The sequence below is a fragment of the Paenisporosarcina sp. P4_D4 genome (assembly GCF_056401835.1).
This window is the reverse complement of the sequence record NZ_JBFUIO010000065.1, coordinates 1-13,988: the sequence shown is the minus strand read 5'-3', so window position 1 is coordinate 13,988 and position 13,988 is coordinate 1. Positions and strand designations below refer to the sequence as shown.

Sequence of the window (13,988 nt, the reverse complement as noted above, 5' to 3'; positions counted from 1 at the left end):
GAACGTTACAAACATAAATCATATTGAAGTAATTGATKACAATAAATCAGTTGCTTTTTCCAAAACGGCTGATGGTACTGAGATGGAAATGTATCTTGAAAAATCGTTGTTTTCTTGGAAGAAAAAAAGAGATTATTCCTTTATTCCAGAAGGGATAACTGAACCAATCCACCTTTCATTTTTCGATTCTCCTTTTAGCAATGAAGAAGAATTTAATGCTGTTTTACTAAGGGTATTCGATAAAGAAATAGATAGCGTGAAAATTGTCAAAGGTGGGGATTCAATTCATAATTTCAAACTTCTTGCTAAGGATTCAGATGAGAAATTTGGATTGTTTAGAACCAAAAGTGATGAAATATATGATGCTGATTATATTGCTTACAATAGTGAGGGTGAAGTAGTTTATAGTAGTAAACCACCACAATAAAACTTCAAGGAACATAATAAACTTATTAAAGTAACAGATGCTTTAGTAAAATAATGATAGTAAATATACGTCAAAAAACGTTCAGATTTCTGAGCGTTTTTATTTGCCATTTATATTGTTAATTTGCTGTTGAAACACATGCCGATATTATGATAATTTACACTGTCAATAGCGTTTTTCTCCCCATCAACCCGAGAACGAATGAATGTCAATGGTCGTGAGCGAAGAATCATATGATCACGCACGTAGCTTACAAGGTGCTTTATATGTAGAAGATGCGAAAACTGTTGCAGAAAAAATTATTTTCCTGCGTAAAAACGTAGGCATTACTCGTTTTATGTTACACGTTCCTCTAAGTGTAATACCACATGAGATGTCATGCGTTCAATTGAGTTATTAGGAAAAGAAGTGGCTCCAATCGTTTGTAAAGAAATCGCACGTTTGGAAAAAGAAAAAGGTATTTTATATGTATTCTTTAATCGATAGCCTTGTTAAAAATAACTTAACAAGGCAAGGCTATCTTTGCATCTCAATAATTGTCTATTTAAACTGTTCAAATTGATTGGCAACCCACCGCTTTTGATTTTGTGCAACATATTGTTCTACGGCTATTAGTCTATTCACTAATTCTTCCTTCGTAAGCTTCTTATACTTTGTTTTAACGAGGTTGATATCACGTTTGGGAGAAATCTTCCTTAAACTTGATTCATCAAATTTTGGCGTCTCTATGGGCTTTTTACGCACCTTATTCACTTTAAATGTTTTACTATGCTCTTTGTAATAAGCATATAAATCATCATTACGCTTAATTGTATTCGGATGAATCCCTTTCCCTTGAGGATCAAGCTGCTTAGAATGCTTGCTAATATTATGATATGTCACGGGAATACCTCTATTAACGAGTATATCAATTGTTTCAACACCAATAGAAACAGAACGTTCTTTACGCTGCTGATGCACCTTTTCAAGCCATTGGCGATTATCTGAATGGATTATGTTGGACTGTTGGTTCATATTGACGTTCCTCTCTATATTGTTTTATCAAGTCAATCTCTTTTAGTTCGATCTTAGCTTGCTTTGCCATTTCTTTTGCTTTGCGAACTTCAACTTCTAATCCTAATTGTTTAAAGCGTTTCTCCATATCCTTCGATAATTGAATTACTTCTAAAAGTTCTCCTTCTTGATCTGGTTCTGGAATTTTAGCTTTGCAACCCAAACATTGCATTTTAGTAGGACAAACGTAATCAGTGACGCACGTACCACCTAATACTTTATTGAATACACCCACTTTTTCTATATGATCATCTAACTCTTTTTGCAACTCTTCACCACTTCTTAAATACGCATCATCTATATCTACATAGCTGGATATTACATCATGCAATTCTCTTACTGATTCTGCAATTTGGGTAGGAGTAGGAGCCGAGTAATAACCAGTGACATTCAAATCCTTTTGATGCAACATTTTACCTACAATGTCAATCGACATTTTTTGGCGTTGCACTGCTTCTGTCGCAAAAGCATGACGTAAAAGATGTGTTTTAATTGTTACAGGTTTTCCATTAGGTGTTTCAAAAACTAAACCATGAAGTAGAAAACGAATTGAACTGTATATTGCCCTTTCTTCAAACGCTTTACCCTCATATTGAAAATAATAAGGTTTAGGTTCTGAAAATAGATGCTTTCTTCTATATCTATAATGAACCTTTGAGATGTTAGAGGAATTATAATGTTCTTTTAACATTCTTGATACAGTTTGAATTAACCCCATTGTCTGCTTGCTAATATAAAATTCTTCTAATGAATCTCTACCTTTAGGAACTGCTTTAAAAGAGAAGTGTAATTTGTCTTTGACTTTCTTCACTTCTATACATTCTTTTGTATTATTGATTTGAAGTAATTCATTAATTCTTGCACCTGTAGTTGTTAAAATATCGATTGCTAAAATTCCAAACGTACAAGCAACATAAAACGGTTCCACATCAATTAATATTCCCTCTGACTTTTGTTTATTCTGTGTAATAAAAGTTGAAGGGCTAAGGACTCCTGCTTGTCTTGAGCTGAAAGGAGTGGGATGTGTTTTACCGTTTGATTCATAACCATGCATTGATAAATAATTCAAGATACCCTCATGTTCTTCTATAGGTCTACATTTTTCCCATCTTCCTATCACATTGTACTCAATTAGCTCATTAAACCAAAGCCCCTCTACATCAGGATCAATATTTAGTGATTCTGCATATATAAATTCAAGGAAATACATATTATTTTCATCGGAGTATGTTACTTTTCTTTGTTCAGCTTGTTTTATAACAGTGTCTGAAAACTGTTCCCGATGGTTAAGAACAAATGAAGGCTTATCCCATAAACGAAAATAAAAACGCTCTCCTATACGTTCTGGTTCATCGTAATAAAATTCAGAAGGAAGAGTAATTGATTTTGTTTCAACTTTGTTAATTTCCTTATGAAAAGCATCTCGGAGTCTTTTCATTTGATTCCAACGGAAATTTGCTTCTGCACGAATAGATGGGAGGTGTGGCACGATAGCATCCGTTTCATCTTTTCGAATAGCCTGTGCTTTTTCTATCGCTAATTTTGAGAAAGAAAAATCGCGATTGTTAAAAGATGGTTGTTCAAATAAATATTGTTTAAAATATCCCTGTTCCTCAACAGAGAGTTTGCTTCCTATCCATTTATTCGTTTTATAGAAGATCGTATTAAAAACACTTAATATATCTTTCCTTTTGTTGTAGGAATCATCCGACAGAACATCTCCTTTTAAATATCTATATAAATGAATATTTACGTCAAAATCTGACATCATGGCAAGAGAAAAGACCTTAAAAATATCTTTCAATCGTGCATGTAAAGAATTAATTCTGTTATATATAGTATATGCATCTAAATTTCTATCCGCTTCAATAAGTACGGTTAATAATAAATGATTTCTCCAATCATACTCTAAGCAATTATTATGAAGATATTTCATAATACGTTCGTCAATTTTGTTGATTAGAATTTCACCTCTACTGTTTTGTAGACACATCAGCTTGGTGTCCATTTTACCAACCCATTTTTGATACCATTCTGTTGTCGGTATCTGCTGCGTAGTTACAATCACATTTATTCCAACCCTTCTAACAACTCTTGTAAATCTGCATCTAATATTTCAGTATTTGTCGTTTGAATAACTTGTAGTCTTGGTTTCAACTTTATCGAAGATTTAGATTGCTTATTGTAATCTTTCTCTCTATGTTCCATTTGTTTTAACATTTGGTCATGTGCCTCACGATGCTTTTCTTCATCAAAATAGTGTTCATATACATTCATCGTATCGGGGTTTTTCCATTTCATATATTTAATCAGTTCATTTTTTCGTCGCTGTATTTCAGCATCATTTGTTGAAATGTTATAAATTTCTCGTAGTCTGGATGTAACGAACCAATGCCTTGCTTTATGTGGATTTAAACTTAGTTCATTTGCTTTCATTGCTTTATTCCAATGGTAGTACCAAGCATGATAAGTTAAGGGCGTACCATTTAATGATAAAAATAGACAAGCATCGTCGGGTAATTCATGAAAACACAAATGGTCTTTATCAACGGATTTTCGTTCCGTTTCGATATAGTGAAACATTCGTTTAACGGTATCTTTACTGAATCGTAGAAACTTTACTTTCTTTCCATGACTTCCTTTATTAAACGTGATAACCTCTTGATGACTTTTACGATTTCTATAATCCCCAACAGTTAATTCAATAATTTCAGATGCTCTTGCGCCTGTTTCAAATAACATACGAGTAATAATCATTTCTCGTTGCGACCAATTTACTTTCTTTCCTGCCTGATAGATTTGGTATGGTAAATCCATATCATCAATAATTTGTGGTTGCCATTCTTCGTTAATGATTTTAAAATATGAGTCTGTTAATCTCCGATGTATTACAGGTCCTTCTGTTCCAGCAACAGAAGGCATTCTTGGTTTATCTACTCGAACACCATTTAAATCTTCTGTATACTGATGTAATAGGACTTGACCATCAATTAATGGATTACTATATACGTAGTGATTTAAACGTATCATCGCTTTGTAAAACGATTTTAACGCTGATAAAAACCGACCAATTGCATTCGGACTTTTACTTGTTAAATTCACAAATCGAAATGAATCGTTATCTCTAATTTTACATTTCATTTCGTGCATTAAATAATCTTCAACTGCTACTCGAATCTTTTCTTCATTCTCATTCCATTGCACACGTTCACCTTGATAATTACTGTGTTCATCTAACCACTTTAAAAAAGGAAGTAAGCAGTTTAAATAAGATGTTGCAGAGCTTTTGTCTATCCGACCTAAACAATCATGGAAATAATCCGTTAAAGGTAAAAATGGTTGATTCTCTTTAAATACTAATAGTTGGTATTTACTTTCTATATGTTTTGGACAATATTCATACCAATACAAAAGGTATCACCTCCATGGAGAATGTTTGTTCTACTGTATCTTTTATATCCATAATTGTAAAATGGTACACACTTTAATAATATGCTCTAAATTTTTTGTCAAAATAAAAAATGTACACTACTTAAATTCAATTTTAGTAGTGTACATCTTTTATGTGCAACATTATAAACAAGTGATGATAAAATCAACCATCATGTACAATTACTTGTCTTTAATGTTACAGAGTAAGTGTCGGGTTTTTGATTTAGTTATTGGATTATGAGATTTTTGAAGGTATTCGCGTAATTTGAAGTCCTATTCTCGCTTGTAAAGGTCCTATTCGCGTTCACAACGAATCTATGCGTGGACTGAGGACTCTATTTGCGAATCATCCAATAACTGCTTTTTTTCATGACCACTCTTTCAACAATGGAGCAGCCCAGATGATTAAAGCTACCTGTAGAATCGCCAGTAATGTAAAACCGATTCGGAAAGACATATGCTTTGTCTTATGGCGATAGAGAATCATTCCTAGGTACGCTCCCACTCCACCGCCAAGTATCGCAAGGTTCCATAGAGTGCGTTCTGGCACTCTACGTTTATGTGCTTTTGCTGCTGCTTTATCATGAACCATCGTAAAAAACGAAACGATGGACATGACAATGAAAAACCCGATAAGTATGAGATGCATACTAAAATTCCCCCTAATAGATTGACGTGATTAGTCTCAACTAGTTTATTTGCCTCTGAGACGACTATGAACGATAAACTCTTCAGTTTGAGCGATAAATTCAAGTTTAGATCGAAAAATACCTTAGTATGAACGATAAATTTTTCACAATCTATCCCCATTATCTTCAGAACCTCAAAAATACTATGTATGAATTAGTATAAAAAAAGACTGATGGAAAATCCATCAGCCTTTTGAATAAGTAAAATTACTTGTTCATTGATTTTTTAGCAGCTTCTGCTAATTGTGTGAATGCTGCTGCGTCTGTAACAGCTAGGTCAGCTAACATTTTACGGTTAACTTCAATACCAGCTAATTTCAAACCGTGCATTAAACGGCTGTAAGAAAGACCATTCATGCGAGCTGCTGCATTGATACGTGTGATCCATAATTTACGGAAGTCACGTTTTTTGTTACGACGGTCACGGTAAGCATAGTTACCTGATTTCATAACTGCTTGGTTTGCTACTTTATATAGTAATTTTTTAGCACCATAATAACCTTTTGCTAATTTTATAACTTTTTTACGACGCTGGCGCGTCACTGTTCCGCCTTTTACGCGTGGCATAATACATTACCTCCTGCTTTTATTTCGAATGTTTAAGTTTCGAGTCTTAACTTACTTCATGTAAGCGATTAGTGATTTGATGCGTTTGTAGTCACCAGAAGAAACTAGTCCACCTTTACGTAACTTACGTTTAGCTTTAGTAGACTTATTTGCGAATAAGTGACTGCGGTATGCAGATGCACGTCTTATTTTTCCAGAACCAGTCTTTTTAAAACGCTTAGCCGCGCCGCGGTGAGTTTTCATTTTTGGCATGTCGAATTCCTCCTAAACTGTTCGTCAATCTTACTTTTTCTCGTTCTTCGGTTGAAGAACCAAGAACATGCTACGGCCTTCCATCTTCGGTTTTTGTTCAACCGTCGATACTTCAGCACAAGCTTCTGCAAAACGATCTAACACGCGTTGGCCAATTTCTTTGTGCGTAATTGCACGGCCTTTAAAACGGATAGAAGCTTTGACTTTGTCTCCTTTTTCAAGGAACTTGATTGCATTTCGTAATTTCGTTTGGAAATCATGTTCATCGATTGTCGGGCTCAAACGAACCTCTTTCAATACGATAATCTTTTGATTTTTACGAGTTTCACGATCTTTCTTTTGCTGCTCAAATTTGAATTTACCATAGTCCATGATACGAGCGACTGGTGGCTTGGCTTGAGGGGCCACAAGGACAAGATCCAAATTAACACGAGCGGCAATTTCTAACGCTTCAAAACGCGTTTTAACTCCTAATTGATCACCATTTTGATCGATAATACGAAGTTCACGAGCGCGAATGCCATCGTTTACATACATGTCTTTGCTAATAGTAATCCACCTCCAGGTAGTGTCGCGAATACATGGTTTGGGCATATCGTTTATCGAACTGCTCAATAAATCGGTTACGCCGTTCCGGACCAATAAAAAAACGAGCGGACATTTACATAAGTAGATGTCCGCCCGCCGATATATGCAAGTACAATGCTGTACGTTACGTTCAATCGTGTGCCGACCTGTCAACTACATCTAGTGTCAATCAGGTGAGAAGCGGGCAGCCTCTTCTTATACCACAAACTTTGTATTCATTAACCTTAATAATAATACCATAGACAAAATTCGCTGTCAACAGCTTTAGTTAATTTCTTGTTGAATGCGTGAAAGGAACTCGTCAAATGGAATGCTTTCTGAATTCTGCTCACCGTACTTGCGTACATTCACGAAGCCGCTTTCCAGCTCCTTGTCACCTAGGACTAGCATGTATGGAATCTTCTGCATCTGTGCTTCACGAATCTTGTAGCCAAGTTTTTCATCGCGTTCGTCCATCTCAACACGCAAGCCTGCTGCCTGAAGTTTTTCGATAACGTCTTTTGCATAATCGAAGTGGACCTCGTTAGAAACCGGGATGACTTGAACTTGAACCGGTGCCAGCCAAGTCGGGAATGCACCTTTATACTCCTCGATTAGGAAAGCAACGAAACGTTCCATAGTTGATACTACTCCACGGTGGATGACAACTGGGCGATGTTGTTTGCCGTCTTCACCGATGTAGGATAGATCAAATTTCTCTGGCAATAAGAAGTCAAGTTGAACAGTGGATAACGTTTCTTCTTTACCTATTGCAGTTTTGACCATTACATCCAATTTAGGGCCATAGAACGCCGCTTCGCCATCAGCTTCGTAGTAGTCCAAGTTTAGCTCATCCATTGCTTCTTTCAGCATGCTTTGTGCTTTGTTCCACATATCGTCGTCATCATAGTACTTTTCTTTATCTTCTGGATCACGGTAAGACAAACGGTATGAGTAATCATTAATATCAAAATCTTTGTAAACACCAATAATCAATTGAACGACACGCTTGAACTCATCTTTGATTTGATCTGGGCGGACGAAGATATGCGCATCATTCAATGTCATTCCCCGTACACGCTGAAGACCACTCAAAGCACCTGACATTTCATAACGATGCATTGTACCAAGCTCAGCAATGCGCATAGGCAGGTTACGGTATGAATGAATGCCATTTTTGAAAATCATCATATGATGAGGGCAGTTCATCGGACGCAATACTAGATCTTCATTGTCCATACTCATTACCGGGAACATATCATCTTGATAATGATCCCAATGGCCGCTTGTTTTGTACAGTTCCACACTGCCCATTACTGGCGTGTATACATGATCGTAACCCAGCTTCACTTCTTTATCGACAATATAGCGTTCGATGATGCGGCGGATTGTTGCACCTTTAGGTAACCACATCGGCAGGCCTTGGCCTACTTTTTGTGAGTTCATGAATAAATTAAGTTCTTTCCCGATTTTACGGTGGTCACGCTCTCTCGCTTCTTCAAGCATTTTCAGATGTGCAGCCAATTCTTCTTTTGTGAAGAAAGCTGTTCCGTAGATGCGTTGCAACATTTTATTGTCGCTGTTACCTCTCCAATATGCACCGGCAATACTTAGTAATTTAAATTCTTTTAACTTACCAGTAGACGGAACGTGCACCCCACGGCATAAGTCGAAAAATTCACCTTGTTCGTAAATGGATACTTGATCATCTTCAGCAATTGCTTCCAACAACTCAATTTTATATTCATCCTCTTTAAACTTGTCAAATGCTTCTGCACGAGACACGTTGTGACGTACAATTTCAAGATTTTCATTGATGATTTTCTTCATTTCTTTTTCAATAGCCGTCAAATCTTCTGCAGTAATCGGTTGTGGTGAATCGATATCGTAATAGAATCCATTTTCAATTACTGGACCTACGCCTAATTTCACATCTTTGAAAAGACGCTTTACTGCTTGTGCCAATAAGTGAGCTGTACTATGACGCAACACTTCCAGCGCTTCATCTGAGCCTGGAGTAACAATGGCAATTGCACCATCTTGCTCAAGTGGTGCTTTCAAGTCTACAAGTTGGTTATCCAGTTGACCAGCCAACGCTTTTTTACGAAGGCCGGGACTGATTGATGCTGCAACATCTTCGGTTGTCGTACCTTTTGGGAACTCCTTTATCGCGCCGTCTGGAAATTTCAGTTGAATTGTTTCTGACATTTACCCCACTCCTTCGTTTTTATTATTAAAATTGAATACAAAAAAACCCCGTCCTATGAAAGGGACGAGGTTTGAGTTCGTGGTTCCACCCTTCTTCCTTCTCTTCAGTCCAGGACTAAAAAGATGAAGCTTTGAGCCGGCTAACGGGCCGTTACCGTCAACAGTTACTAACGATTTCACTGTTGCTGCTCCGAGGTGGTAAATTGAGTGTCGTACTTAAGAAGCTTTCAGCCAGGGCTTCTCTCTCTAAAAAGTCGTACAGACAAGTATTGTCCTCTTCTTGGCATTTCTTTATTCGTATGTTGACATTTTACTCTTGCATGAAATCAAATGCAACTGAAAATTTAAAATTATACACTCATTAATTCTCGGGCTTCTTGTTCCGGTACGAATTGTGGTGTTGGATTGGGATGAATCCCGAGCAAATCACAAGGACGACCGATTAAATCAATGCAACCATCTTTCAACTTAACGATGCGATCCGCTAATGCATGGGCATCATTTTCGTCATGTGTGACGAAGATGGACGTAATATTTGCTTTTTTAATAATTTCACGTAAGTCTTTACGAATTTTCACTTGCAGTTCTGCGTCTAAATTACTGAAAGGCTCATCCAATAAAATTAAGTGTGGGTTTGGCGCAATAGCTCTTGCAATTGCCACACGTTGTTGTTGACCCCCACTAAGTTGATGCGGATAACGTTTCTCATAATCTTGAAGTTCAACTAATTCAAGAACTTCTGCGAGGCGTTTTTTCTTTTCTGCTTTTTTCATTTTAAATAAACCGAATATGATATTCTCTCCAACCGTCATATGTGGAAACAGCGCATAATCCTGAAACACCATTCCTATGCCTCGCTTCTCAGGTTGCAGGAATGTTTTGTTATCAAAGATCACTTCATCCTGAATCGTCAATGTACCTTGAGTTGGCTTTTCAAGTCCAGCTAGGAGACGCAGTATCGTGCTTTTTCCACTGCCGCTTCGACCTAATATTGAGATGACTTCCCCTTTTTCAATATTCATTGAAAACTGGTCTAGTGCAGAGCGATTTATATTTGGATATTTGAAACAAACATTTTGAATGGAAATAAACATGTCAATCCGGCTCCTTTTCGAGAAACTTATAGAAAATAACAATGGCAAGGGCACTAATACCGACAATTAATAACGAAGCTTGTGAAGCTTCCATAATTTTTTCATCACTTGCATATTGGAATGCTTTTGTTGAAAGCGTATCAAAATTGAATGGACGTAATATTAACGTTAAAGGTATTTCTTTTAATATATCAATGAAAACTAAAATATATCCGCTGATAATTGCGCCTTTCAGCATCGGTACATCTACTTTGAAAAACGTTTTTGTCAGCCCGACACCTAGAAGTCTTGAAGCGTCCCTAAAGTCTGTTCCAATTTTATCGTATCCAGATTCAATGGAATTATAACCAATTGCAAAGAATCGGATGATATAGGCGGAAATCAACATCGTTAAACTTACACTTAGAACAAGTGTTGTCCCAACACCGAGCATTTGATACAAAGGTGCAAGAAAACGATCGAGTGCAATAAATGCAGTAACAACTGCTACGGAAATCACCGCTCCTGGTATAGAGTAACCAAGAATTGTTAACTTAGGTAACAGTTTCGCTACTTTGCTATGAACCAAACGACTGAAGTTTCCGACAATCAAAGCGAAAACAATTATCACAAATGCACTGATGCCAGCTACTGTTACTGAGTTCTTAACGTAAGTCAGAAATTCATCCATCGGGATTGTCCCAAATGTCAGGAGCATCCAATCAATCAGCTGGGCTATTGGAATGAAGAATCCTAGACTTAATATCAACAACCCGTAACCAGTTGCAAGAAACGCTTTCATGCCTCTCAACTGAATAAGCGGCAATGGCCGTACTTTGGTGGTGGAATAACTGTATTGCCTTCTTCCACGCAATAATTTTTCAATCAATAGAATCAAGATTACAAACCCCATAAGGGATGCGGCAAGTTTAATTGATGATTCAATATCACCTAAACCAAACCAAGTTTGAAATATTGCCGTCGTAAATGTCTGGATGCCAAAGTATTTCACCACACCATAATCATTTAACACTTCCAGCACAACTAAACTTGCTCCACCAATAATGGAAACCCTTGAAATCGGTATGACGACTTGGAAAAACGTGCGCCAAGGACCTTTTCCGAGCACTCTTGCACTTTCAATCAATGAAGCGGATTGCTGGGATAAGAATATTCGGGTAATTGTATAAACATAAGGATATAAAAAAATCGTATAAATAAAAATTGCGCCGGGCAGATTCATGATGTCAAAAAATGAAGGATCCAGCTCCATATCGAATCGATTTCTAAGAGTCTTTTGTATTACTCCTGTGTAATTGACAATCCCGTGGTATGTATATGCACCAATAAAAGGTGGGATGGATAGAGGCAAAATAAGAGCCCATTTTAGAAATTTTCTCAAAGGGAATTGATATTGCGCAATCAACCATGCCAGACTCAACCCTATAAATATCGTTAGTAGAGCGGTAGTGCTAACTAAAATCAGTGAGGTTTTAATGAAAGAGCCTAGAACAAATTCTTTCATATGTTCCCAGTTTTCATTGGCTGGCGAAAAAACGCCCGTTACAATCGTTAAATTCGGTAAAAACAGGAGAATCATAATGATTGCCGCCGCTACCGTCCACATATTCACACTAGCCAATCTTCTTTGCACGTCACCAACACCTCTTATCCAATCGCAAGAAATCCCTTGTTACGTTTGAACGTAACAAGGGCATTTGATTTGTTTATTTCCAACCAACTTCGTTGAAGATTAAAATTGATTTTGCATTGTTGTCACCAAGAACTGATAATGGAATATCTTGTTCTTTGAATTCGCCCCATGATTTAAGTAATTCAGTCGGTTCAACTGATTCATTTACTGGGTATTCATAATTTGCTTCGGCAAATGTCCCTTGAGATTCAGGAGATGATAGGAACTCAAGTAATTTAATCGCATTGTCTTTGTTCTTCGCATTTTTTACAACTCCGGCACCACTTACGTTAACATGAGTACCTGTCGTTTCTTGGTTAGGGAAGAACAAGCCTAAGCCTTCTGCAACTTTAACTTCTTCTGGATCTTCAGAGTTTAGCATTTGACCATAGTAGTAAGTGTTCATGATTGCTACATCGCCAACACCTGCAGCAATTGCTTTCGCTTGATCACGGTCTCCACCTTCAGGATCACGTGCAAAGTTCGATACTAATCCAGCAGCCCACTCTTTTGCTTTCTCTTCACCATTGATTTCAATGAAAGAAGCTAACAAAGATTGATTATACACATTTTCAGAGCCACGAATCAAGACGCGACCTTTCCATTGGTCTTCAGTCAACGCTTCATATGTTGATAATTCTTCAGGTTTCACTGTTTCTTTGTTGTAGACAATGACACGAGCACGTTTCGTTAAACCGTACCACATTTGATCTTTATCTTGGAAGTTGGCTGGAACTTGTTCATCCAGAACATCACTTGAAACCGCTTGCAGTAACCCATCCTCTTTTGCACGGTGTAAACGTCCAGCGTCGRCAGTCAAGAATAAATCTGCCTCTGTTGCATCACCTTCGCGTTTAATACGCTCAAGTAATTCGTCAGCTTCACCTTTGATTACATTTACTTTGATGCCAGTTTCTTCTTCGAATTTTTTGTAGAGTTGGTCGTCTACATCATAGTGACGAGCTGTGTATAGGTTTACTTCTTTGCTTTCGTTTGTTTCGTTTGTTTCTTTTGTTGCTTTGTTCTTTGTATCCTTAGAAGTAGTATCGTTGCCACATGCAGATAATACGACTAGAGCAAAAGCTAAAACAAGAAATAATGCTTTTTTCACTGAATGTCTCTCCCTTTGTATATGTAGTGAACCATTGAAAACGATTCTCACTCTCAATTATAGGCATGTAATTGAGAATGTCAATCACCCTCTTCATAGCATTTAATATTTCTATTATTCTAAAAATAAGGGATTTATTAACTTTCAAGGTTAATTTTATAAAAAGGAATCTTTGCTCTTTCCGCGGACGAACCAGCAAGCGCAAATTTACGATAAACAACCACACCATTTAATAGAGCCAAAAATAAAAAAATATTATTTCTCATTTTCAGTTGGCTTTCATGTCTGGTTTAAAATGCACGTCTTCTGTCATTTACATTTCCCCATAAAAAAACTACCCGACTGAAACAGTCAAGGTAGTCACAATTTTCTTTATCCATCTCTTCTATTTTTTCCGCTCAGTCGCATAGGAATTGTTATTGAACGTATACGTTCCATGATTCGCGCTGCTTTCACTAGTTCCCGTTCGCCTTTTCCGGAGTACGCTAAATGCTCTTCGAGTCCGTCATAGTCAAAGTTCGATGTAATGAAAGTTGGTAAGTTCTCTGCCATACGATAATGCAACACAGTCCCAAGGATTTCGTCTCTCGTCCAGCTGGATAATGTTTCAGCTCCTAAATCGTCGAGCATAAGTACAGGTGCTTTCTTTACATAATCCACTTTTTCCTGAAGTGACTGATCCTGTATAGCGTGTTTCATTTCACGTAAAAATTCCGGCACGTAGACAAGAACTGTTTTTATTTTCTGTTCAGCCAGTTCATTTGCCAGTGCGCCTAATACATAGGATTTACCAACGCCAAATTCGCCAAAGATATAAAAGCCTTTTGACGGTAACTTCCCTGTCGTTTTGACTTCTTCCATAAATGCATTTGCTGCCGGACCTAGATTCACACGGGTATTATGATCGTATGTAACG

The 13,988-nt window shown here is 37.1% G+C and carries 13 protein-coding genes, 1 pseudogene and 1 other annotated feature; of the genes and pseudogenes, 2 read left to right on the top strand and 12 right to left on the bottom strand.

Translation table 11 applies throughout. The features are described from left to right. On the top strand, positions 1-427 hold a 427-nt coding region (locus AC1DSL_RS12840; RefSeq protein WP_477532465.1), incomplete at its 5' end, for a hypothetical protein. A gap of 177 nt (positions 428-604) precedes the next feature. Continuing rightward, a pseudogene (locus AC1DSL_RS12835) lies at positions 605-913 on the top strand (LLM class flavin-dependent oxidoreductase); the annotation flags it as partial. A 54-nt stretch (positions 914-967) separates the two neighbouring features. Here the strand turns inward: AC1DSL_RS12835 and AC1DSL_RS12830 are convergent. The 12 genes from AC1DSL_RS12830 to dnaI all read right to left on the bottom strand — a co-directional run. After that, positions 968-1,441: a hypothetical protein gene (locus AC1DSL_RS12830; RefSeq protein ID WP_477532464.1), complete on the bottom strand. Its 474-nt coding sequence runs from the start codon at positions 1,439-1,441 to the stop codon at positions 968-970. Continuing rightward, the gene (locus AC1DSL_RS12825; RefSeq protein WP_477532463.1) at positions 1,407-3,548 is read right to left on the bottom strand and encodes a site-specific integrase; all 2,142 of its coding nucleotides are present in this window, start codon (positions 3,546-3,548) and stop codon (positions 1,407-1,409) included. The genes AC1DSL_RS12830 and AC1DSL_RS12825 overlap by 35 nt, the downstream gene beginning before the upstream one ends. A gap of 2 nt (positions 3,549-3,550) precedes the next feature. Beyond that, complete coding sequence (locus tag AC1DSL_RS12820) at positions 3,551-4,891, bottom strand: tyrosine-type recombinase/integrase (RefSeq protein WP_477532462.1); 1,341 nt, start codon at positions 4,889-4,891, stop codon at positions 3,551-3,553. A 388-nt stretch (positions 4,892-5,279) separates the two neighbouring features. Further along, positions 5,280-5,561: a DUF1294 domain-containing protein gene (locus tag AC1DSL_RS12815; RefSeq protein ID WP_477532461.1), complete on the bottom strand. Its 282-nt coding sequence runs from the start codon at positions 5,559-5,561 to the stop codon at positions 5,280-5,282. A gap of 247 nt (positions 5,562-5,808) precedes the next feature. Beyond that, a complete protein-coding gene (gene rplT / locus AC1DSL_RS12810; RefSeq protein WP_016426710.1) occupies positions 5,809-6,168 on the bottom strand; it encodes a 50S ribosomal protein L20 in 360 nt (119 codons plus the stop codon). Between the two features lie 51 nt (positions 6,169-6,219). Beyond that, positions 6,220-6,420, bottom strand: a complete 201-nt coding sequence (gene rpmI, locus AC1DSL_RS12805) for a 50S ribosomal protein L35 (RefSeq protein ID WP_016426709.1) — start codon at positions 6,418-6,420, stop codon at positions 6,220-6,222. A 30-nt stretch (positions 6,421-6,450) separates the two neighbouring features. Next, positions 6,451-6,957 (bottom strand): translation initiation factor IF-3, encoded by a 507-nt coding sequence (gene infC / locus AC1DSL_RS12800; protein WP_016426708.1) that lies wholly within the window; start codon positions 6,955-6,957, stop codon positions 6,451-6,453. Between the two features lie 315 nt (positions 6,958-7,272). Next, a complete protein-coding gene (thrS, locus tag AC1DSL_RS12795) occupies positions 7,273-9,195 on the bottom strand; it encodes a threonine--tRNA ligase (RefSeq protein ID WP_477532460.1) in 1,923 nt (640 codons plus the stop codon). A gap of 57 nt (positions 9,196-9,252) precedes the next feature. Next, positions 9,253-9,486, bottom strand: a binding site (T-box leader). Between the two features lie 59 nt (positions 9,487-9,545). Next, complete coding sequence (locus AC1DSL_RS12790) at positions 9,546-10,289, bottom strand: ABC transporter ATP-binding protein (protein WP_477532459.1); 744 nt, start codon at positions 10,287-10,289, stop codon at positions 9,546-9,548. 1 nt (position 10,290) lies between these two features. Beyond that, entirely contained in the window at positions 10,291-11,922 is a 1,632-nt protein-coding gene (locus AC1DSL_RS12785) for an ABC transporter permease (RefSeq protein ID WP_477532458.1), read from the bottom strand. Positions 11,923-11,995: 73 nt separating this feature from the next. Continuing rightward, complete coding sequence (locus AC1DSL_RS12780; protein ID WP_477532457.1) at positions 11,996-13,072, bottom strand: Fe(3+) ABC transporter substrate-binding protein; 1,077 nt, start codon at positions 13,070-13,072, stop codon at positions 11,996-11,998. A gap of 372 nt (positions 13,073-13,444) precedes the next feature. After that, the coding region (gene dnaI / locus AC1DSL_RS12775) for a primosomal protein DnaI (protein ID WP_477532456.1) at positions 13,445-13,988 on the bottom strand (544 nt) is incomplete at its 5' end.

Bases quoted from the DNA above. Each gene is read 5' to 3' on its own strand.
- AC1DSL_RS12830 (WP_477532464.1), bottom strand. From the start codon at position 1,441: ATGAACCAACAGTCCAACATAATCCATTCAGATAATCGCCAATGGCTT.
- AC1DSL_RS12815 (WP_477532461.1), bottom strand. From the start codon at position 5,561: ATGCATCTCATACTTATCGGGTTTTTCATTGTCATGTCCATCGTTTCG.
- rplT (WP_016426710.1), bottom strand. From the start codon at position 6,168: ATGCCACGCGTAAAAGGCGGAACAGTGACGCGCCAGCGTCGTAAAAAA.
- rpmI (WP_016426709.1), bottom strand. From the start codon at position 6,420: ATGCCAAAAATGAAAACTCACCGCGGCGCGGCTAAGCGTTTTAAAAAG.
- infC (WP_016426708.1), bottom strand. From the start codon at position 6,957: ATGTATGTAAACGATGGCATTCGCGCTCGTGAACTTCGTATTATCGAT.
- thrS (WP_477532460.1), bottom strand. From the start codon at position 9,195: ATGTCAGAAACAATTCAACTGAAATTTCCAGACGGCGCGATAAAGGAG.
- AC1DSL_RS12790 (WP_477532459.1), bottom strand. From the start codon at position 10,289: ATGTTTATTTCCATTCAAAATGTTTGTTTCAAATATCCAAATATAAAT.